Annotated in this window: 18 protein-coding genes; 8 read left to right on the top strand and 10 right to left on the bottom strand. The window is 74.4% G+C overall.

The genetic code is table 11. From position 1 onward, the window contains the following. Positions 1-16 precede the first annotated feature (16 nt). The 6 genes from mmsA to araA all read left to right on the top strand — a co-directional run bounded on the left by mmsA (position 17) and on the right by araA (position 7,927). On the top strand, positions 17-1,555 hold the full coding sequence (gene mmsA, locus ASG36_RS08170) for a multiple monosaccharide ABC transporter ATP-binding protein (protein WP_055761735.1): 1,539 nt from the start codon (positions 17-19) through the stop codon (positions 1,553-1,555). Then, complete coding sequence (mmsB, locus tag ASG36_RS08165) at positions 1,552-2,817, top strand: multiple monosaccharide ABC transporter permease (protein ID WP_055761732.1); 1,266 nt, start codon at positions 1,552-1,554, stop codon at positions 2,815-2,817. Before mmsA ends, mmsB begins: the two co-directional genes overlap by 4 nt. 28 nt (positions 2,818-2,845) lie before the next feature. Beyond that, positions 2,846-3,892: a LacI family DNA-binding transcriptional regulator gene (locus ASG36_RS08160; RefSeq protein WP_235494706.1), complete on the top strand. Its 1,047-nt coding sequence runs from the start codon at positions 2,846-2,848 to the stop codon at positions 3,890-3,892. A gap of 107 nt (positions 3,893-3,999) precedes the next feature. Continuing rightward, on the top strand, positions 4,000-5,724 hold the full coding sequence (gene araB / locus ASG36_RS08155; protein ID WP_055761729.1) for a ribulokinase: 1,725 nt from the start codon (positions 4,000-4,002) through the stop codon (positions 5,722-5,724). Then, on the top strand, positions 5,721-6,425 hold the full coding sequence (locus ASG36_RS08150) for an L-ribulose-5-phosphate 4-epimerase (protein ID WP_082522862.1): 705 nt from the start codon (positions 5,721-5,723) through the stop codon (positions 6,423-6,425). The genes araB and ASG36_RS08150 overlap by 4 nt, the downstream gene beginning before the upstream one ends. Positions 6,426-6,430: 5 nt before the next feature. Then, positions 6,431-7,927, top strand: a complete 1,497-nt coding sequence (gene araA / locus ASG36_RS08145; protein ID WP_055762740.1) for an L-arabinose isomerase — start codon at positions 6,431-6,433, stop codon at positions 7,925-7,927. A gap of 58 nt (positions 7,928-7,985) precedes the next feature. Here the strand turns inward: araA and ASG36_RS08140 are convergent, their stop codons facing one another. The 6 genes from ASG36_RS08140 to ASG36_RS08115 all read right to left on the bottom strand — a co-directional run bounded on the left by ASG36_RS08140 (position 7,986) and on the right by ASG36_RS08115 (position 14,522). Then, complete coding sequence (locus ASG36_RS08140) at positions 7,986-8,726, bottom strand: DUF4383 domain-containing protein (RefSeq protein ID WP_082522861.1); 741 nt, start codon at positions 8,724-8,726, stop codon at positions 7,986-7,988. 78 nt (positions 8,727-8,804) lie between these two features. Further along, the gene (locus tag ASG36_RS08135) at positions 8,805-9,407 is read right to left on the bottom strand and encodes a TetR/AcrR family transcriptional regulator (protein ID WP_055761726.1); all 603 of its coding nucleotides are present in this window, start codon (positions 9,405-9,407) and stop codon (positions 8,805-8,807) included. 3 nt (positions 9,408-9,410) lie between these two features. Continuing rightward, entirely contained in the window at positions 9,411-9,737 is a 327-nt protein-coding gene (locus ASG36_RS08130; protein ID WP_055761722.1) for a multidrug efflux SMR transporter, read from the bottom strand. Between the two features lie 66 nt (positions 9,738-9,803). Beyond that, a complete protein-coding gene (locus tag ASG36_RS08125) occupies positions 9,804-12,047 on the bottom strand; it encodes a SpoIIE family protein phosphatase (RefSeq protein ID WP_055761719.1) in 2,244 nt (747 codons plus the stop codon). Between the two features lie 64 nt (positions 12,048-12,111). Continuing rightward, entirely contained in the window at positions 12,112-13,371 is a 1,260-nt protein-coding gene (locus ASG36_RS08120; RefSeq protein ID WP_082522860.1) for an arginine deiminase, read from the bottom strand. Then, positions 13,368-14,522, bottom strand: coding sequence for an EamA family transporter (locus ASG36_RS08115; protein WP_082522964.1), 1,155 nt, complete (start codon positions 14,520-14,522; stop codon positions 13,368-13,370). Before ASG36_RS08115 ends, ASG36_RS08120 begins: the two co-directional genes overlap by 4 nt. A gap of 71 nt (positions 14,523-14,593) precedes the next feature. Here ASG36_RS08115 and ASG36_RS08110 point away from each other — a divergent pair, with 71 nt between their 5' ends. Next, entirely contained in the window at positions 14,594-15,514 is a 921-nt protein-coding gene (locus tag ASG36_RS08110; protein ID WP_055761715.1) for a LysR family transcriptional regulator, read from the top strand. On the opposite strand, the gene ASG36_RS08105 is transcribed toward ASG36_RS08110, so the two are convergent. The 4 genes from ASG36_RS08105 to ASG36_RS08090 are packed head-to-tail and all read right to left on the bottom strand — an operon-like array spanning position 15,501 to position 19,569. Next, a complete protein-coding gene (locus ASG36_RS08105) occupies positions 15,501-15,842 on the bottom strand; it encodes an STAS domain-containing protein (protein WP_055761712.1) in 342 nt (113 codons plus the stop codon). The genes ASG36_RS08110 and ASG36_RS08105 overlap by 14 nt on opposite strands. Before the next feature lie 49 nt (positions 15,843-15,891). After that, positions 15,892-17,481, bottom strand: coding sequence for an FAD-binding oxidoreductase (locus ASG36_RS08100; protein WP_055761710.1), 1,590 nt, complete (start codon positions 17,479-17,481; stop codon positions 15,892-15,894). 52 nt (positions 17,482-17,533) lie between these two features. Next, positions 17,534-18,727, bottom strand: coding sequence for an MFS transporter (locus ASG36_RS08095; RefSeq protein WP_055761706.1), 1,194 nt, complete (start codon positions 18,725-18,727; stop codon positions 17,534-17,536). Beyond that, complete coding sequence (locus tag ASG36_RS08090; RefSeq protein ID WP_055761703.1) at positions 18,724-19,569, bottom strand: MurR/RpiR family transcriptional regulator; 846 nt, start codon at positions 19,567-19,569, stop codon at positions 18,724-18,726. The genes ASG36_RS08095 and ASG36_RS08090 overlap by 4 nt, the downstream gene beginning before the upstream one ends. 131 nt (positions 19,570-19,700) lie before the next feature. On the opposite strand from ASG36_RS08090, the gene ASG36_RS08085 reads away from it, so the two are divergent. Then, positions 19,701-20,273, top strand: coding sequence for a tripartite tricarboxylate transporter TctB family protein (locus ASG36_RS08085; RefSeq protein WP_055761700.1), 573 nt, complete (start codon positions 19,701-19,703; stop codon positions 20,271-20,273). The last annotated feature ends 2 nt before the right edge of the window (positions 20,274-20,275 follow it).

Below are 20,275 nucleotides of genomic sequence, written 5' to 3'. Positions count from 1 at the left end.
TGAGACGACGGAGTCCATGGCCGACCACATCCTCGAGATGCGCTCCATCACCAAGACCTTCCCCGGCGTCAAGGCCCTGTCCGACGTCACCCTGGCGGTGTCGCGCGGCGAGGTCCACGCCATCTGCGGGGAGAACGGCGCCGGCAAGTCGACGCTGATGAAGGTCCTCTCCGGGGTGTACCCGGCCGGGGACTACGACGGCGAGATCGTCTTCGACGGGCAGGTGTGCAACTTCGCGGGGATCCGCGACTCCGAGCACGCCGGCATCGTGATCATCCACCAGGAGCTCGCCCTGGTGCCCTACCTCTCGATCGCCGAGAACATCTTCCTGGGCAGCGAGAAGCGCGGGCGCTTCGGTCTCATCGACTGGAACCTGGCCAACGCCGAGGCCGGTCGACTGCTGCGCGAGGTGGGCCTCGAGGAGAGCCCCACCACCCCGGTCGGCACGCTCGGCGTCGGCAAGCAGCAGCTGGTGGAGATCGCCAAGGCGCTGAGCAAGGACGTCAAGCTGCTCATCCTCGACGAGCCCACCGCGGCGCTGAACGACACCGACTCCGCGCACCTGCTCGGGCTGATCCGCGGCCTCAAGGGCCGGGGGATCACCTCGATCATCATCTCGCACAAGCTCAACGAGATCGACGCGATCGCCGACCACACCACGATCATCCGGGACGGCCAGACCGTCGAGACCCTCGACATGGCCGACCCCACCGTCGACGTCGACCGGATCATCCGGCTGATGGTCGGCCGGGCGCTGGACTCCTACTACCCCGAGCGCGAGTCGCACCCGGGCGAGGAGGTCCTGCGGGTCGAGAACTGGACCGTCAAGCACGCCACCCAGGACCGGCTGGTCGTCGACGGCGCGAGCTTCGACGTCCGGGCCGGTGAGGTCGTGGGCATCGCCGGGCTGATGGGCGCCGGGCGCACCGAGCTCGCGATGAGCATCTTCGGCCGCTCCTACGGCACCTACGTCGACGGCAAGGTCTTCGTGCACGGCCGCGAAGTCAAGGCCAAGAGCGTGTCCGAGGCCATCGACGCCGGTCTGGCCTACGCCACCGAGGACCGCAAGAAGTACGGCCTCAACCTCATCGACGACATCTCGCGCAACGTCTCGGCCGCCGCGCTGGGCAAGCTGTCCACCCGCGGGTTCGTGGACTCCAACGAGGAGACCCGCGAGGCCGAGGACGCCCGGACGTCGATGAACATCAAGGCCCCGACGGTGAAGTCGATCGTCGGCAAGCTGTCCGGTGGCAACCAGCAGAAGGTCGTGCTGTCCAAGTGGCTGCTGACCGACCCCGACGTGCTGATCCTCGACGAGCCCACCCGTGGCATCGACGTGGGCGCCAAGTACGAGATCTACACGATCATCAACCGCCTCGTGGCTGCCGGGAAGGCGGTGGTGGTCATCTCCTCGGAGCTGCCCGAGCTGCTGGGCATCTGTGACCGCGTGTACACGCTCTCGGCCGGCCGCATCACCGGGCAGCTGCCCGTGGCCGAGGCGACCCAGGAACGCCTCATGACCCTCATGACCCAGGAGAAGGAGCTCGTCGGATGACCCACACCGTCGGTCCGACGTCCGAGCCCGAGGCCGAGTCGGCCACGCAGGCCAAGGACGTCGCCCCCGCTGCCGCACTCGGAGTCGGCACCAGCGACGTCCGCGCGCTGCTGACCCGCAACCTGCGCACCAGCGGCATCTACATCGCCTTCGTGGTGGTGGTCGCGCTGTTCGCGATCCTGACCGGGGGCACCTCGCTCTCCCCGGGCAACATCACGAACATCGTCCTGCAGTACTCCTACATCCTGATCCTGGCGATCGGCATGGTCATCGTGATCATCGCCGGCCACATCGACCTCTCGGTCGGTTCGGTCGTGGCGGTCACCGGTGCCACGTCGGCCGTGATCGTCATCCGGCAGGACCAGCCCTGGTGGGTCGGCGTGCTCGCCGCCCTCGCCGTCGGCCTGGTCATCGGTGCGTGGCAGGGCTTCTGGGTCGCCTACGTGGGCATCCCCGCGTTCATCGTGACCCTGGCGGGCATGCTGCTGTTCCGCGGCCTGACCCTGCAGGTGCTGGACAACATCTCGCTGTCGCCCTTCACCCCGGAGTACGGGCGGATCGCCTCGGGCTTCAGCAACGGGCTGCTGGGTGGCAACGGCTTCGACGCGTTCACCCTGCTGGTGTTCGCCGTCGCGGTGGTCGCCTACGCGGTGAGCCAGTACCGCACCCGCCTCGCCCGGGTCCGCTACAACCAGACCGTCCCGTCGTTCCCGCTGTTCGTGGCGCAGATCGTCGTCGTGGCCGCCGTCGTCATGGCCTTCGGCTACCAGCTGGCCACCGCCCGCGGTCTGCCCTACGTGCTGGTCATCCTGGCTGTGCTGATCATGGTCTACGGCATCGTGACCAAGCGGACCGTCTTCGGCCGGCAGGTCTACGCCATCGGCGGCAACCTGGCCGCGGCCACGCTGTCCGGCGTCAAGGTCAAGGCGGTCAACTTCTGGATCTTCGTGAACATGGGCTTCCTGGCCGCCGTGGCCGGTGTCGTGTTCTCGTCCCGGTCCAACGGTGCCCAGCCCGGCGCCGGCAACAGCTTCGAGCTCGACGCCATCGCCGCGGCCTTCATCGGTGGCGCTGCCGTCACCGGTGGTGTCGGCACGGTCGTCGGGGCGATGGTCGGTGGTCTGCTCGTCGGTGTCATGAGCAACGGCATGCAGCTCATGGGCGTCGACCAGTCCATCCAGTCGATGGTCAAGGGCCTCGTGCTGCTGCTCGCGGTCGCCTTCGACGTCTACAACAAGCGCAGGGCCGGCTCCTCCCGCTGACGCGGGGGGACCGGCAGGGGCGGCGCGGGTGTCGACGGAGACAGCCGGGGCCGCCCCGGCCGGGGCGGTGAAGGCGTTGGTCATGGCCGACGTCGCCGCCCGGGCCGGGGTCTCCCACCAGACGGTCTCGCGGGTGGTCAACGACCACCCCAACGTGGCCGCACCCACCCGGGAGCGGGTGCAGCGCGCGATCGCCGAGCTGGGCTACCGGCCCAACACCGCGGCCCGCGCGCTGGTCACCGGCTCGTCCCGGACCATCGGGCTGATCACGATCAACGTGAACCAGTACGGGCCGGCGCAGACGCTGATCGGCCTCGAGGAGGCGGCCCGGGCCGCGGGCTACTCGCTCTCGGTGGCCATCCTCGACGAGCCCGGACTCGACGAGCTGCAGGGTGCGCTGGACCGCTTCCTGGCCCAGTCGGTCGACGCGGTCGTGCTGCACACCTCCAGCTCCCAGGCCGTGGAGGCACTGCGTTCCCTCGACCCGCCGGTGCCGCTGGTCGCGGTGCAGATGGGGGCCGAGGAGGTCCGGCCCACCGTCACGGTGGGGCAAGAGGCCGGCGCCCGGCTGGCCGTGGCGCACCTGCTGGGCCTGGGTCACGCGACCGTGCACCACGTCGCCGGCCCGGCCTACTCCCTGGAGGCCCAGCGACGGGTGGTCGGCTGGCGGGCCGCGCTGACCGACGCCGGCGCCGAGGTCCCCGAGGTCGTGCACGGCGACTGGTGGCCGACGTCGGGCTACGCAACCGGGCTGGCCCTGGCCGCCCGGATCGCTGCCGGGGAGGTCATCACCGCGGTCTTCGCCGGCAACGACCAGATGGCCCTGGGGTTGATGGTCGCGCTCTGTGCCAGCGGCCTGGAGGTGCCCGGTGACGTGAGCGTCGTCGGCTTCGACGACGTGCCGGAGGCTGCGTTCTACACCCCGCCGCTGACCACGGTGCGCCAGGACTTCGCCGAGCTCGGCCGCCGGGGCGTGGCGCTGGTGCTCGCGCAGCTGGCCGGCGAGGACACCCTCCCCGACCAGGTGGAGCCCCAGCTGGTCGTCCGGTCCAGCACCGCCCCACCCCGCAGCTGAGCCGCGCCCTCGACAGGGGTGTGGTCCGGAGCACGTTGTTAGCGCTAACATACTGAACACCGCGGACGGGTCCGACGTCGTGACCGCGCCGCGCGGAGGAGGAACGCATGTCCGAGCAGCACGTCATCGGGGTCGACTACGGCACCCTGTCCGGCCGAGCCGTCGTGGTCCGGGTGTCCGACGGGGCGGAGCTGGCCAGCGCCACGCACCCCTACCCGCACGCCGTCCTCGAGCGCGAGCTGCCCGGCACCGGGGAGCAGCTGCCGCCGGACTGGGCGTTGCAGGTGCCCGCCGACTACGTCGACGTGCTCAAGACCGCGGTGCCGCAGGCGCTCAAGGCCAGCGGCGTCGACCCGGCCTCGGTCATCGGCATCGCCACCGACTTCACCGCCTGCACGATGGTGCCCACGCTGGCCGACGGGACCCCGCTGTGCGAGGTGCCGGAGTTCGCCGGGCGCAAGCACGCCTTCGTCAAGCTCTGGAAGCACCACGCGGCCCAGCCGCACGCCGACCGGATCAACGCACTGGCCGCCGAGCGTGGCGAGGCGTGGCTGCCGCGCTACGGCGGGCTGATCTCCAGCGAGTGGGAGTTCGCCAAGGGCCTGCAGCTGCTGGAGGAGGACCCGGAGGTCTACGCGGCCACCGAGCGCTGGGTCGAGGCCGCCGACTGGATCGTCTGGCAGCTGTGCGGGGAGTACTTGCGCAACGCCTGCACCGCCGGCTACAAGGGCATCCGGCAGGACGGCGCGTACCCCTCCGCCGACTTCCTCGCCGCGCTGAACCCGGGGTTCGCCGACTTCGTGACCGACAAGCTCGACCAGCCGATCGGCCAGCTCGGTGAGCGGGCCGGCGGCCTGACCCGGGAGGCCGCGCGCTGGACCGGGCTGCCCGAGGGCATCGCCGTCGCCGTGGGCAACGTCGACGCACACGTCACCGCCCCGGCCGCCCGGGCCACCGAGCCCGGCCAGATGCTCGCGGTGATGGGCACGTCCACCTGCCACGTGATGAACGGCGACACCCTGGCCGACGTGCCGGGCATGTGTGGCGTCGTCGACGGCGGGATCATCGACGGGCTCTACGGCTACGAGGCCGGGCAGAGCGGCGTCGGCGACATCTTCGGGTGGTTCGTCGACACCGCCGTCCCGCCGGCCTACGTGCAGGCCGCCGCCGAGCGCGGCATCTCGGTGCACGAGCTCCTCACCGAGCTCGCCGCCGTGCAGCGGGTCGGTGAGCACGGCCTGATCGCGCTGGACTGGCACGGCGGCAACCGCTCGGTGCTCGTCGACGCCGAGCTGTCCGGGGTCGTCGTGGGCCAGACGCTGGCCACCCGCCCCGAGGACACCTACCGCGCGCTGCTGGAGGCCACCGCCTTCGGCACCCGCACGATCATCGAGTCCTTCGAGTCCAGCGGGGTGCCGGTCACCGAGCTGGTCGTGGCGGGCGGGCTGCTGAAGAACGCCTTCCTCATGCAGACCTACGCCGACGTCTGCCGCCGTCCGCTGTCGGTGATCGTGTCCGAGCAGGGCCCGGCACTGGGCTCGGCCATCCACGCCGCCGTCGCCGCCGGGGCGTACCCCGACGTGCCGGCCGCCGCCGAGGTCATGGGCAAGGTCCGCCGCGGGGCGTACACCCCCGACCCCGAGCGGGCCGACGCCTACGACGCGCTCTTCGCCGAGTACACGCTGCTGCACGACCACTTCGGCCGGGGTGGCAACGACGTGCTGCACCGGCTCCGCAAGATCCGCCGCGAGGCCGCTGCCGCCGCCGGTCGTGGCGTCACCACCCCCGCCCTCGACACCGAGGCCCCCAGCCTCGAGGAGCTGCCCGCATGAGCGCCGACACCCGCAACACCGTGAAGACCGCCGCGTCCGGCGAGTCCGGGACCTTCCGCGCCCAGCGCGAGGACCTCGCGCGGCTGCACCAGCTGCTGGTGAGCAACGGCCTGGTCACCTGGACCTCGGGCAACGTCAGCGAGCGGGTGCCGGGGGAGGACCTGTTCCTGATCAAGGGCAGCGGCGTCGGCTACGACGAGCTGACCTGGGAGGGGATCACCGTCTGCGACCTCGACGGCCGCGCCGTCGACGGCGTCAAGGGCCCCTCCAGCGACACCGACGCGCACGCCTACGTCTACCGGCACATGGCCGAGGTCGCCGGCCAGGTGCACACGCACAGCCCCTACGCCACCGCCTGGGCCGCGCGGGCCGAGCCCATCCCCTGCGTGCTCACCGCGATGGCCGACGAGTTCGGCGGACCGATCCCGGTCGGGCCGTTCGCGCTGATCGGGGACGACTCGATCGGCCAGGGCATCGTCGCGACGCTGCAGGGCCACCGCTCGCCCGCGGTCCTCATGCAGAACCACGGCGTGTTCACCATCGGCGGCAGCGCCAAGGCCGCGGTCAAGGCCGCCGTCATGACCGAGGACGTCGCCCGGACCGTGCACTTCTCCAAGCAGCTGGGCGAGCCCCTCCCGATCAGTGACGCCGACGTCACGGCGCTGTGGCAGCGCTACCAGAACGCCTACGGGCAGAAGTGAGCGAGATGACGACCCCCCAGATCTGGTTCCTCACCGGCAGCCAGGACCTCTACGGCCCCGAGACGCTCCAGCAGGTCGCCGAGCAGTCCCAGCGCGTCGCCGCGACCCTCGACGGGGCCGCCGCGGTGCCCGTCGAGGTCGTGTGGAAGCCGGTCCTCAAGGACTCCGCCGCCATCCGGGCCGCCATGGGCGCGGCCAACGAGGACGCCACCTGCATCGGCGTCGTCACCTGGATGCACACCTTCTCCCCGGCCAAGATGTGGATCGCCGGGCTGGACGCGCTGCGCAAGCCGCTGCTGCACCTGCACACCCAGGCCGACGCCGCCCTGCCGTGGGCGACCATCGACATGGACTTCATGAACCTGAACCAGGCCGCCCACGGCGACCGCGAGTTCGGCTTCGCGCTCACCCGGCTCAAGGTCCCGCGCACCACGGTCTCCGGGCACGCCTCGAACCCGGCCGTGCAGGCGCGGGTCGGCGGCTGGGCCCGGGCGGCGCTCGGCGTGGCCGAGGCCCGCACCCTGAAGCTGGCCCGGTTCGGCGACAACATGCGCAACGTCGCGGTGACCGAGGGCGACAAGGTCGAGGCCGAGTTGCGGGTGGGCGTCTCGGTGAACACCTACGGCGTCAACGACCTGGTCGACGTCGTGGCCCAGGTGACCGACGCGCAGATCGACGCGCTGGTCGCCGAGTACCTGGACTCCTACGTCGTGGCCGAGGACCTCCGTCCCGGCGGCGACCGGCACGACAGCGTGCGGGAGGCCGCCCGGATCGAGGCCGGCCTGCGCGCCTTCCTCGTCGACGGTGGCTTCCGGGCCTTCACGTCCAACTTCGAGGACCTCGGCGCCCTGCGCCAGCTCCCCGGCCTGGCCGTGCAGCGGCTGATGGCCGACGGGTACGGCTTCGGCGGCGAGGGGGACTGGAAGACCTCGGCGCTGCTGCGCATCCTGAAGGTCGTCGGCGGCGATCGGCCCGGCGGTACCTCCTTCATGGAGGACTACACCTACGACCTGTCCGCGGAGACCCCGAAGATCCTGGGCGCGCACATGCTCGAGGTCTGCCCCTCCATCGCGGGGGAGAAGCCGAAGCTCGAGGTGCACCCGCTGAGCATCGGTGGCCGCGAGGACCCGGCCCGCCTGGTCTTCACCGCGGCGTCCGCGCCCGGTGTGGTGGTCGGCTGGGCGGACCTGGGCGACCGGTTCCGCTGGGTGGCCAACGAGATCGACGTCGTCCAGCCCACCGAGGCGCTGCCGAAGCTCCCCGTCGCGCACGCCGTGTGGGAGCCCAAGCCGGACTTCGCGACCTCCACCGAGGGCTGGCTGACCGCCGGGGCCCCGCACCACACAGTGCTCTCCACGCAGGTCACCACCGACGAGCTCACCGTGCTCGCCGAGGCGTTCAGCACCGAGCTGGTGGTCATCGACGAGGCCACCACCCGGCGTGGGCTGGCCCAGGAGCTCCGCTGGAGCGCCGCGTACCACCGGCTCGCGAACGGCGTGTAGCCCACAGTCGCCACGGGGCGGGCCGGATCACCGGCCCGCCCCGTGTGCTCCCACCGGCTCAGCGGCCGGTGTGCTCCATCCAGATGCGACGCCGCTCGACCTTGGTGCGCACCCGGCTCATCGCCTCGACCCGGCGGGTCTGCTCGGGGGTGGCCCGACGCTCGGCGACGGCGACCTCGGCCTCGCGGATCTCCCGCTCGGCCCGGCGCTCGGCCGGGGTCGAGGGCGGCAGCTCCGGCTCCTCGTCGGCGTCGGTCTCCCGGTTGCCCGCGGTCTGCAGGTGATAGGGGTTGTCCGCCGGCAGGTTCCCGCTGACCCGGCCGTACAGGCCCAGGGTCAGCAGCACGATGCCGGTGACGATCGAGAAGATGACGTTGGCCATCGAGAAGGCCAGCACGTTCAGCGACGTGTTCAGCACGAACAGGTGCCAGAACGCCGACAGCAGGAACGCGACCCCGAAGCCGATCATCACCACGCCGGACTGCCGGCCGCCGCGCAGCGCGGAGGCCACCAGGACCGCGCCGGTGAGCAGCGAGATCGTGGAGAGCAGGCCGTTGCTGGACAGGCCCACGACGGTGTCGCCGTCGGTGGAGAAGTACTCGAGGCCACCGAGCAGGCCCAGCAGGCCGAAGACGGCGAGCACCGCGGCGACGACGAGGGCGCCGATCCGGTGCACCACCTTGACCTTGCGCGCGGTCGGGGTGTCGAGGTCGTCCTCGGTGCCCCACACGGTGGCACCGCTCTGATCGGGGCGCTGCGGGTCGACCGCGGGGCGCTGGGGGGCGTTCGTGGAGTCCATGACGGGTGCCTCTCTCGGTGCGCTCTGGTCTGAACGACCTGCGCCAGCTACCCGCCCCCGCGCACCTGTAACCGTCGCTTACGCCGGTGGGGGGAGGCTGTGTGGCACCCCGGTGTCGGCCAGGAGCTCGCCGACGGCGGCCTCGGCCTCCTCCCGGGCCCGGCCGGGGCCCTCGACCAGCGCAGAGAGCACGGTGCCGTCGAACACCGCGACCAGCCGGGCCAGCGGCGGGCCGCCCCGACCGCTGCGGTCGAGCACCTCCTGGACCAGGGCGTCGAGCCGCCGTCGGGTCGCCGCGAGCACCGGGCGCACCGCCGGGTGGCGCCCGGTGGCCAGGAAGCGCTCGTAGTACGCCAGCAGGTCGGCGTCGGTGCGGCGACCGGGCCCGACGACCACGTCGGCGACGAGGCCCGCGGTCGCCGCCGCGGACCGCCGGCGGCGGGGGAGGGCCCCGACCAGAGCGGCGACCTCGTCCAGCTCTCGCGTCCCGAGGGTCTCCAGTGCGGCCGCCAGCAGGTCGGCCAGGTCGCGGAAGTAGTAGGTGGTGGCGGCCAGGGGCACCCCGGCGGCCGCGGCCGCGGTGCGGTGCGAGACCGCGTCCGGGCCGCCGGCTGCCACCAGGTCGGCCGCGGCGCGGACGATCGCGGCCCGGCGCAGCTCGCCCTTGGGGGTGGCGCCCACGGCTCAGTGCGCCGAGGAGGGGGCCAGGTTCAGCCCGATGACCCCGGAGACGATGAGCACGATCGACAGGATCCGCAGGGTGCCCACCGGGTCACCGAGCAGCGCCATGCCCACGATCGCCGTCCCGGCCGCCCCGATGCCGGTCCACACCGCGTAGGCCGAGCCCACCGGGAGGGTGCGCAGCGCGATGCTCAGCAGGGTGAAGCTGACCGCGGCGCACACGATGAACGAGACGGTCCACCAGAGCCGGCTGAACCCCTCGGAGTTCTTCAGCGAGACCGCGAACGCGGTCTCGAAGAGTCCGGCGACGATGACGAGTGCCCAGGCCACGGGGAGCCCCCTCGGTGCGAGCCGCGGGCTGGTCCGGCGGCTTTCTGGCACGACCGTACCAAAAAGTCAGGAGGTGGGCGGCTTGGGCACCTCGGCCCAGACCTGCTTGTCCTCGGGAGTGACGTCCACCCCGTGGGTGAGCGAGAGGTCCGCGACCAGGTAGAGGCCGTGGCCGCCCTCGGCGGCGGGGCGGTCGACGGCCGGTTCCGGCAGGCGCTCGACGGCGGCGTCGGCGGCCACCACCACCCACGAGTCGGCCCGGTCGAACACCTCCAGCCGCGCCGGGGGGCGCCCGTGCCGCAACGCGTTGGAGGCCAGCTCGTCGATCACCAGCACGACCTGCTCCACGGTGTCCTCGACGACGTCGGGGTCCTCCGGCCCGGCCGCCCCGGTGGGCAGGGCGGTGTCCAGCAGCAGCTGTCGGGCCGCGCGACGGACGGCGGCCAGGCCCCGCAGGTCGGTCAACGCCCACTGCTGCGCCGGGGCCGGGACCGGCGGGGTCGCCGCGGGCAGCCAGAGGTCGTCCCGGTCGCGCGTCAGCACGGGTGCGGGGTCCAGCTGCAGGGCCAGCAGGGCGATGTCGTCCTCGGCCTCCTGGGCCACCAGGTCGAGGAGGTGGTCGCAGAGGTCGCCCCCGCGCACCCCGGCTGCGGTCGCGGCGCCGACGGTCGCGACGAGCCAGGCCGTCCCGTCGTCGAGGTCGGTGCCCCGGCGCTCGACGAGGCCGTCGGTGTACAGCAGCAGCGTCTCCCCGGGCGCCAGCTCGGCGCGGTGGTCCGACCGCCGGGCAGCGGGGTCCACGCCGAGCATCAGCTCGGGTCGGGTGTCCAGCAGCTCGACCCGCCCGTCGGCCCGGACCACGAGCGGGGCCGGGTGCCCGGCGTTGGTCCAGCGGACCACCCGGACCTCGCGCTCGTCGGGCTCCTCCAGGCAGGCCAGGACCAGCGTCGCGTAGACGCCCGTGCCCAGGTCGGCCAGGGCACGGTCGAGCTGGCCGACGACGGCGGCCGGGGGCTCGTCGACGGTGTAGGCGATCCCGCGCAGCAGGTTGCGGGCCTGGCCCATCAGCGCCGCGGCGTCCTGGTCGTGCCCGCTGACGTCGCCGACCACGACGTCGACCAGGCCGGCCGCGGTGGTGAAGCTGTCGAACCAGTCGCCGCCGATCTGGGCGAGCAGTCCGGCCGGGCGGTAGCGGGCGGCCACGGTGCACCCGGGGTGCTGGGTCGGTTCGGTGAGCAGGCTGCGCTGCAGCGCCTCCGACATCTCCACCGCCTGCACGGCCCGGGCCTGTTCGGCGTCCCGGGCCCGGATGCGCACCAGGGCCTGGGCGCACTGGGCGGCCAGCGCGGAGAACACGTCCTCGTCGGCAGGGGAGAAGGACCGCGGGTGGTCCCAGCCGAAGGTGAGCGCGCCGAGGGTCTCCCCGCCGGCGAGCAGGGGGTAACCCACCACGGCGTGCAGGCCGGTGGCCTCGAACATCTCCGCCATGCCGGCGCCGCTCGCCCCGCCGACGGCCCGGTCGCCGAGCAGGACCGGACGGCGGCCGACGGTGACCGCGGCGGGGATGAGCTCGCTGTCCAGCGGGATCTCGGCGTACGCCGCGATCGCGTCGTCGGCGCCGGTGGTGATCGCCTGGGAGACCACCCGGCCCCGCAGCACCCCGATCGCCCCGGTGGTGGCGCCCACGGTCCGCAGGCCACGGTCGACCAGCACCCCGCGGAGCTCGGCCAGGTCGCGGGCCTGGGCCATCCCCAGCGCCGCCTCGGCCAGTGCGGCCCGCAGTGCGAGGGCGTCGCTCTCGGCCGCGCGGGCCCGGGACACCTCACCGGCCCGGGCGAGCATCCGCGCCTCGACCTCCTCGGCCCGGGCCCGCCAGGTCCCCTCGGTGGGCGTGGGCAGCGCCGCCTGCTGGCCCAGCACGTAGTCGGTGACCTCGGTGAGCACCTGCACCATGAGGACGACCTCGTCGTCGGCGACCACCGGGACGGCCAGGTGCGACCAGTAGCGCTCGCGCGGGACACCGGTGTCCCGGTCGGCGATGTCGTAGCGGGCCACCGGCATCGGGTCCGGCCGCCGGGACGCCGCGGCGCGCTGGAAGGACTGCAGGATGAACGGGGTGCCGTCGACGTCCAGGCTGCCCGGGTCGGGCGGGAACAGCGAGACGATGTCCCGGCCGACCACGTCCGCGCGGGTCATGCCGAACATCCCCAGGTACGCGTCGTTGGCGTCGACGACCACCATGTCCGGGTCGACGGCCACGTGCGGGGTGGGGAGTGCGGCGAACAGCTGCGCGTACAGGTCCCGCGCCACCGCCCACCTCCTGCTCGTCCACCCGTGTCGCTGGAGATGATGACCCACCCGGGGCGGCCGGGGGTCAGCCGGGGAGGTCCTCCCGGACCACCGGGCAGCTCATGCACCGCGGTCCGCCGCGGCCGCTGCCCAGCTCGGACCCGGCGATCGGCACGACCTCGATCCCGGCGGCCTCGAGTGCGGCGTTGGTGACGGTGTTCCGCTCGTAGGCCACGGCCAGCCGGGGGGCCAGGGCGAGGGTGTTGTTGCCGTCGTCCCACTGCTCGCGCTCGGCGGTGACCGGGTCCAGGCCGGTGTCGATGACCCGCAGCCGGTCGATGCCCATCGCGGCGGCAGCGGCGACCAGCAGCGGCTGCGGGCCGGTCACCCGCAGCTCGGTGGTGTCGGCGTCGTCCGGGGGCTGCTCCCCGGCCGTGACGGTCCAGGCGACCAGGTGGTCGGCGAGGTTGGGGTACATGACGACGGCGTCGACGTCGACCATCGTGCAGATGGTGTCCAGGTGCATCGTGGCCCGCTCCTGCGGCACCGGGACGACGAGGACGGTGTGCGCCAGGCCGCGGGCGAAGGCCCGCCGGGCCACCCGCTCGGCCCCGCCGGCGGTGGTGCGCTCACCGACGCCGACAGCCAGCACGCCCGGGGCCAGGGCGAGCACGTCGCCGCCCTCGAGGTGCTCCAGCTCGGGGCCGTAGAGCTGCTCGGTGCCGGCGAAGCGTGGGTGGTGGCTGTAGACGGCCCGGGTGATCGTCGACTCGCGCAACCGGGCCGGCATGGTCAGCGAGGTGACCGCCACCTGGTCGCCGACCCACACCGAGGAGTCCCGGGTGAAGAGCAGGTTCGGCAGCGGGGGGACGACGAAGTCCCCGCGGGTCATCAGCTCGTAGGCCAGGCCGCGACCGCCCCGCAGCTCGTCGTGCGCCAGCCCGGCGATGAGCACCGAGGCCAGGTCCGCCGCGCCCAGCCCGGAGAGGTGGGAGGTGGTGGCGTGCCGCAGCGTCGCGCCCAGCCGGGGGTCGTCGACCGCGGCGGCGATCAGCTCGTCGCGGGCGGCGGGGACCTCCATGACGTCGGCGAGCAGCCGGTCCAGGTGCAGCACCTCGACCCCGCGCCCACGCAGCGCCTCGGCGAAGGCGTCGTGCTCCTCCTGGGCGCGGGCCACCCACGGCACCCCGTCGAAGAGCAGCTGGTCGTTGTTGCGCGGGGTCAGCCGACGCAGCTCGGCGCCGGGGCGGTGCAGCATCACGGTGCGCAGCCGGCCGACCTCGCTGGTCACCCGGGGCGGCAGGGGGGCGCTCGTCGCGTCGGCGGTCACGGGGGCGGCGGTCATGGGTGCAGAGCCTTCCCTGCGCCCACCTCCCGGTCCAGCCGGGGCAGACTGTCGCGGTGACCGAGCCCCGTGCCGCCCAGCCGACCTGGTTCGTCGTCCTGCTCGGGCTCGGCCTGGCCGTCCTGGTGGCCGGGCTGTCGTTCTTCGCCCTGCAGGCCCTGGGGGTCGAGGCCGTCGGCGGTGGCTTCGTGCTGGTGATCTGCCTGCTGGCCGCCGTCGTCGGGGGCTTCCTGGCGCGCACGGTGGCGGCCAGGCTCCCTCCGCTGGGCCGCCCCCGCTGACCTGCCGGTCGACCCCAGCAGCACCCCGCCGACCACGAGGGCGCCCCAGGCGAGCTCGGTGCCCGTGGTCGGCTCACCCAGCAGCAGCCAGGCCGACCCGATGCCGACCACCGGGACCAGCATGGAGAACGGGGCCACCGTCGAGGACGGGTGCCGGCTCATCAACGCACCCCAGACCCCCGAGCCGAGCAGGGTGGCCACCAGCACGGTGAAGGCCAGTCCGGCCAGCGCCAGCAGCCCGGTCGTCGTCCCCAGGGTGGTCAGCGAGCGCCCGACGGCGTCGGGCCCCTCGACGGCGAGGGAGACCCCGAGCATCGGCAGCGGGGGCACCACGCTCATCCACAGCGTCAGGGCGAACGGGCGCGGCGCCCGGGCCTGGCGGGTGCAGAGGTTGCCCAGCGCCCAGCCCAGCCCGCCGCAGAGGGTGAGCAGCACCGGCAGCAGCAGCGCCCCGCCGTCCACCTCGGCCCGGTGCAGGGCGATCCCGGCCAACCCGGCGACGGCGACGGCCACCCCGAGGGCCTGCCGTCCGGTGAGCCGCTCGCGCAGCAGCAGCGCGGCCAGCACGACGGTGAACGGCGCCGAGGACTGCAGCACCAGGGAGGCCAGCCCGGTGGGCATCCCGGCGGCCATCGCCGCGTAGAGGAAGAGGAACTGCAGGACGCCGAACCCGGCCCCGTAGCCCAGCACCCAGCGCCAGGGGACCTCGGGCGGACGCACGAAGAGCACCGTCGGGACGGCGATCAGCGCGAAGCGCAGGGCGACCAGGAAGAAGGGCGGGAACTGCTCGAGCGCGACGTGGATGGCCGGGAAGTTGAGGCCCCAGGTGACGGCGACGAGGCAGGCGAGCAGGCGGTCGCGGGTGGGCACCTGCTGATCCTGCGGCGGGAGACCGTTCAGCACCATCGAATCCTGGTGCGCCGTCGATGTAGCGTCACTGCATGGACGTGCGGGCGCTGGAGACGTTGCGGGCGGTGCGCAGCCAGGGCGGGGTGACCGCCGCGGCCGCGGTGCTGCACCTGACCCCGTCGGCGGTCTCCCAGCAGCTGGCCGGGCTGGCCCAGGACGCCGGCGTTCCGCTCACCGAACGGGTCGGGCGCGGGCTGCGGCTGACGGCCGCGGGGGACGCGCTGGCCGATGCCGCGGTCGACGTCGCGGTCGCCCTGGAACGGGCCCGGACCGCGTGCGCCGTCTTCCGCGACGCGCCGACCGGCACGGTGCGGGTCGCGGCGTTCCAGTCCGGGGCCTGGATGCTCTTCCCGCGGCTGCTCACCCGGGTCGCCGCGCGGGGCGGGATCGAGCTGCGCTGCTCCGACGAGGACGTCGCCCAGCGGGAGTTCGCCGCCCTCACCGACCGCCACGACCTGGTCGTGGCGCACCGCCCGGAGGACGGCGAACCCGGGTGGGGCGGGGGCGTGCGGGTGGTGCCGCTGCTGCGGGAGCCGCTGGACGTGGCGCTGCCCGCGGAGCACCGGTGGGCCGACCGGGAGTCCGTCACCCCGGCCGACCTGGCCGACGAGGACTGGATCACCGTGCGGCACGGGTTCCCGCTGGCCCGGGCCCTGGCCGACGTCGGGCTGCGGTCGGACACCACGCCCCGGGTGGTGCAGCGGATCAACGACTTCCACGTGGTGGAGGCGCTGGTGGCCGCCGGGCACGGCATCGCGCTGCTGCCCCGGTACTCCTCCGGCCTGCACCCCGGCGTCCGGCTGGTGCCGTTGGTCGGGGTGCGGGCCGGGCGTCAGGTGGACGTGCTCGTGCGCCGGGACGTGGCCGAGCGACGGGCCGTGCGGGTGGTGCTGGAGGAGCTGGTCGCCGTGGCCGGGGAGATCGACGGCCGCGGGGACCTCAGGCCGGGGTGACCGGGGCGGGCACCGAGCGGAAGACCCGGTTGAGGCCCGTCTGGTTCAGCAGCAGCCGCAGCGACGTGGGGGGCTCGACGAGCTCCAGCTCGGCGCCGGCCCGCTTCTGCTTGCGGGCCAGGTGGACCATCAGCTCCAGCCCGGCCGAGCTCATGAAGGTGACCTCGCGGGCGTCCACGCGGGAGGGCCACTGGGCCGGCCGCACGGTCACCCGGAAGTGCCGCACGACGTCCTTGTCGATCTCGCCGGTGAAGACCAGCAGCTCCCCGTCGTCGACGAGGGAGATCGAGCCGTGCTCGGGGGCGGTGTCTTCCGCGGGCTCGGTCATGGCTGCGCCTGTAGCCGACCTGTGCGTTCGCAAACCCCGGCCCGGCGCGTCACCCCGGGAGGAGGACCCCCGGGTTGCAGACCCCCTGCGGGTCCAGCCGGGCCTTGACCGCCCGCAGCACGTCCACGCCGAGGGTGCCGACCTCCTCCTCCAACCAGGGCCGGTGGTCGGCGCCGACGCCGTGCTGGTGGGTCAACGTGCCGCCGGCGCCGAGCAGCGCGTCGGTGGCTGCGCGCTTGGCGGTGAGCCACTGCTGGAGGGGCAGGTCGTCGTCCCGGTCGGCCAGCACGGTGACCACCAGCGAGGCGCCGGTGGCGTAGCCGTGCGCGACGTGGGTGAGCACGAGGGGTCGGTGGCCGGGCCGGCTCAGCGACTCCCGCAGCGCCCGGCGCACGGCGTCGTAGACGGTGGGCAGCGCCGACCAGGTGGCCGCGGTCTCCAGGGTCTCGACCAGCAGGCCCTGGTCGAGCAGCTGGTCCCGCAGCTGCGGCACCGCCGCCCGGGGTGCTCCGGCGCGGGTGCCCAGCCGCATCGCGCCGCTCTCCCGCAGCAGCGACGACGCGGCGGCCCGGCGGGCGCGGACCACCGTCGGCAGCCCCTCCCAGCCCAGCACCAGCAGGCAGTCCCCGCCGTGCCGCCGGGACCGGAGCAGGCCACGCAGGGCCCGCGCCCCGGACCCGCCGGCCAGCAGCGACCCGGTGCGGGTGTGCGCGGGGTCCCCGAGCGCGACGACGTCGGGCAGCAGGTCGTGCCGGGCCAGCCGCTGCAGGGCGGCCAGGCCGGCGGCCCAGCTGCGCAGCGACCAGCCCTCGTGGTGCCGGGCGCGGGGCTCGGGGCGCACCTGCAGCCGCAGCTCGGTGACCACCCCGAGGGTGCCCTCGGACCCCAGGGCGAGGGCGAGCAGGTCGGGTCCGGCGGCCGGTGCCGGGGGTCGGCCGAGCTCGAGGACGCCGGTGGGGGTGGCCAGGGTCAGCCCGGCGACCAGCCGGTCGAAGCCGCTGGTCCCGGTGGCCGCGTGCCCGCCGAGGGTGCCCTCGGCGAGGTCCTGCGGGAGCCGGTCCAGGGCCAGCCCGTCGGCCTGCAGCGCCTCGGCCAGCGCGGGCGCCCGCATCCCGGGGCCGACGGTCACCAGCGAGGAGGGCACGTCCAGGGCGCGCACGGAGGCCATCCGGGCCAGGTCGAGCACGACCACCGGCCGGTCGTCGGCGTCGGTGCCGGGCAGCCCGCCGACCGGGCTGGTGCCGCCTCCCCAGGGGACGACGACGACCCCGCGGGCGCTGCACAGCGCCAGGACCGCGGCGGTCTGGCCGGTGTCGGCCGGGGTCAGGACGGCGTCCGGGGCGTCGGAGGCGTCGCCCTGCCGGCGGCGCAGCCGGTCGAGGTAGCTGGTGCCGCCGGTGTGCCGCAGCCGGGTCTCCCGGTCGTCGGCCACCTGGTCCTCGCCCAGCAGCGCCACCAGCTCGGCGCGCACCTCGGCGGGCAGCCGGGTGGCCCGGGGCTCGAGGTCGGCGGCCGGCACCGGCGGCGTGGCCCGCGGGGTCCAGCCGAGCTCCCGGGTCAGGTGCTTGCGCGCGGCCTTCGGCAGGGTCTGCTCCCGGGCAGCGGGCTCGGCGGGGGTCGGTGCGGGCTGCTCGGGCATCGGTCCAGTCTGCCCGTCCGGGCCGCTCCCACCCGGGACCCCCGCGGGTCGGTCAGGGCGTGGGCCAGTCCGGGAAGCGGCCGTCGGGGAAGCGGGCGGTGCCGACGACGACCGCGGCGCCGGCGAGCAGGGCGGCGTTGAGGAGGGCGAACCCCAGGAACCCGGCCGGGGCCAGCACCGCGCCGGCGACCAGCGGCACGCTGACCTGCCCGGCCCGGTTGGCCCACAGCCGCACGCCCAGCGCCGCGCCCTGCACGCCGGGGGGCACCAGGCCGACGGTCCAGGACATGGTGAGCGGCTGGGGCGCGCCGAGGGCGACGCCGAGCAGCACCATCGCCGGCCACCCGGCGGCCGTGGGGCCCAGCGCCAGGAGCACCAGGGCCAGCACGCCGGTCACCAGGGCCCCGGCGAGCACGGGGCGGACGCCGAGCCGGTCGACGATGCGGCCCAGGGCGACCCGGCTGAGCACCGACACCGCCGCGCGCAGGGCCAGCAGCAGGCCCAGGGTGCCGGCGGCGACGTCCCGCTCGGCGGCCCAGAGCGGCAGCATCGTGTACATCAGGTCGACGGTCACCAGCACCGCGGCGCTGGTGCTCAGCGACCGCCAGAACTGGGGCAGCCGCACCAGCCGGTGGGCCGGGAGCCCGGCCCGGGTGCCGTCCGCGGCCCGGGGCGCCCGGGTGGGGCGGGGGGCGCTGCGCACCGCCACCCCGGCGGCCACCAGCCCGACGACCCCTCCGATCCCGCAGGCGACCAGGCCCTGACCGGTCCCCGCCGCGGCCACCGCGCCGAGACCACCGGTGACCGCCAGCGGCGCGACCAGCTGGCCCAGCGACGCCGCGGTGGTCACCAGGGAGAAGTGCCCCGTCCGGTCGCCGGCGGCCGAGCGGGCCGCGACGACGGCCTGCTGGCCGACCATCGCGAGCAGGCTGCCCGCGCCGGTCACCGCGGCGCCGGCGAGGAGCCGGGGCAGGTCGGGGGCGGTGGCGATCAGCGTCGTCCCCACCAGCAGGACGACGATGCCGAGGACGGCGACCGCGCCCCCGCCGAACCGGTCGCAGGCGCGCCCGGCGGGCACGGCGCCCAGCAGTGCGGGGAACGCCGTCGTGGCGGCCAGCACCCCCAGGGCCGCGACCCCGGCGCCCTGCTCCACGGCGACGAGCCCGGCGAGCACCCGGGCGCCCACCCAGACCACCTGCACGGCGGCCGTCTGCAGGGTGAGGAGGGCGAGCCAGCGCTGTCTCACGAGGGCCGCAGCGGGACCTCGCCGCGGCCGCCGACGAGCCGGGTCAGGTCGTCGATCGACTCGCGGACCGCCGTGTAGTGCTCGGCGTCGAGGTGGTGCACGGCCAGCTGCAGGGCGTAGACGATGGCCATCGGCACCAGCAGGGTGTTGTACTCGCTGTCCCGGCCGCGGCCGGCGGCCAGCACGTGGTCGGGCCGGGGCTCGAACTCGTAGCCGGGCGTGTCGGTGACCAGCACGACCCGCCCGCCGCGGTCCTGGGCTGCGGCCACCAGGGCGGGCAGGCTGGTGGGCGCCTCGCGCAGCGCGAAGGCCATCAGCAGGCAGTCGGCCCCGAACGTCACGAACCCCTCGGCGATCTCCCGGGCGGTCGGGCCGATCGGGACGACGACCTTGCCCAGCCGCTTGAGCCGGCGGGCGAGCAGGTCCACCGCCTCGCGCGCGCCGACCGACGTGTAGAGGTAGACGCGCGCCGAGTCGTGCACCGCCCGCGCGGCCGCGTCGACGTCCTCCTGTCGCAGGTGTCGGCCCATGAGCGTCAGCGCGGCGGCCTCGTCCTCGGCCAGGGACGCGACGTCGTGCCCGGTCTGGGAGCGCATGACGCCGCTGGGGGCCCGGTCGCTGCTCTCGTCCCGGCGCAGGTCGGTGCGCAGCTCGGCGTACCCGCGGTAGCCGAGCTTCTGGGCCAGCCGCACCACGGTGGACTCGTGCGCCTGGGCCCGTTCGGCCACCTGTGCCGCGGTGAGCCCGGAGGCCTCCTCCTCGGTGAGCAGGACGTTGAGGACACGCCGGTCGGACGTGCTGATCGATCGTGCGTTGGTGGCCAGCGCCGCCCGGAACCCCACGTGGTCTCTCCTCGGTCCGCTCGAGCCGTCCGGCTCGGGTTGTTGACAGCATCACACCTCAATGCAAGCCTGTGCAAGCTTGCAAGTCCGCCCGTCAGGGTGGAGGACTCCTCGCAATGGGGCGACATCCGATGACATCTCAGACCCACTCCCGCACCATCCTCGAACGGACCCTCGTCGGGTCCGCCGCCGTCGCCGGCGCCGTGGCCCTCGTGGCCGGCAACGGCTACGGGCTGACCGCCCCCACGGGCGTCGGCTCCGGCGTCGTGCCGGCCGTCGCCGGGGTGCTGCTCCTGCTCGGCGCCCTCGCCTGGACCGTCGAACTGGTCGTCGCCGGCCGGGCCGCGGCCGAGCAACCCGCGCTGGCCACCGTCGTGGCGCACCAGGTGACCGACAGCGAGTTCCTCGACGACGAGCTCGAGGAGGAACCCGACCCGATGCCCGGGCGTCGGGACGTGGGCCGGGTGGTCACCGTCCTGGTCGCGATCGCGGCCACCGCGGCCCTGCTCCCGGTGCTCGGGTTCAGCGTCAGCATGGTGGCGCTGCTCCTGGTGCTGCTGATCGGCGTCAGCCGTCGCCGGCCGGTGGCCGCCGTCGTCGTGGCGGTCGTGGCGACCGCCGCCGCCCGGCTGGTCTTCGAGACCTGGCTGGGCACGGCGCTGCCGACCAGCTCCCTGCCCCTCCTGTCGACCTGGGGGCTGTGAGC

Source organism: Geodermatophilus sp. Leaf369 (genome assembly GCF_001424455.1).
GTDB lineage: Bacteria > Actinomycetota > Actinomycetes > Mycobacteriales > Geodermatophilaceae > Klenkia.
This window is presented reverse-complemented; position numbering and strand designations above follow the sequence as displayed.

What these genes read in the sequence shown, in the direction of transcription:
- ASG36_RS08120 (WP_082522860.1), bottom strand. Translation starts at nt 13,371, where the DNA reads ATGACCGCCGCCCCCGTGACCGCCGACGCGACGAGCGCCCCCCTGCCG.
- ASG36_RS08105 (WP_055761712.1), bottom strand. Translation starts at nt 15,842, where the DNA reads ATGACCGAGCCCGCGGAAGACACCGCCCCCGAGCACGGCTCGATCTCC.
- ASG36_RS08110 (WP_055761715.1), top strand. Translation starts at nt 14,594, where the DNA reads ATGGACGTGCGGGCGCTGGAGACGTTGCGGGCGGTGCGCAGCCAGGGC.
- ASG36_RS08140 (WP_082522861.1), bottom strand. Translation starts at nt 8,726, where the DNA reads ATGGACTCCACGAACGCCCCCCAGCGCCCCGCGGTCGACCCGCAGCGC.
- ASG36_RS08150 (WP_082522862.1), top strand. Translation starts at nt 5,721, where the DNA reads ATGAGCGCCGACACCCGCAACACCGTGAAGACCGCCGCGTCCGGCGAG.
- araB (WP_055761729.1), top strand. Translation starts at nt 4,000, where the DNA reads ATGTCCGAGCAGCACGTCATCGGGGTCGACTACGGCACCCTGTCCGGC.
- mmsB (WP_055761732.1), top strand. Translation starts at nt 1,552, where the DNA reads ATGACCCACACCGTCGGTCCGACGTCCGAGCCCGAGGCCGAGTCGGCC.
- araA (WP_055762740.1), top strand. Translation starts at nt 6,431, where the DNA reads ATGACGACCCCCCAGATCTGGTTCCTCACCGGCAGCCAGGACCTCTAC.
- ASG36_RS08100 (WP_055761710.1), bottom strand. Translation starts at nt 17,481, where the DNA reads ATGCCCGAGCAGCCCGCACCGACCCCCGCCGAGCCCGCTGCCCGGGAG.
- mmsA (WP_055761735.1), top strand. Translation starts at nt 17, where the DNA reads ATGGCCGACCACATCCTCGAGATGCGCTCCATCACCAAGACCTTCCCC.
- ASG36_RS08085 (WP_055761700.1), top strand. Translation starts at nt 19,701, where the DNA reads ATGACATCTCAGACCCACTCCCGCACCATCCTCGAACGGACCCTCGTC.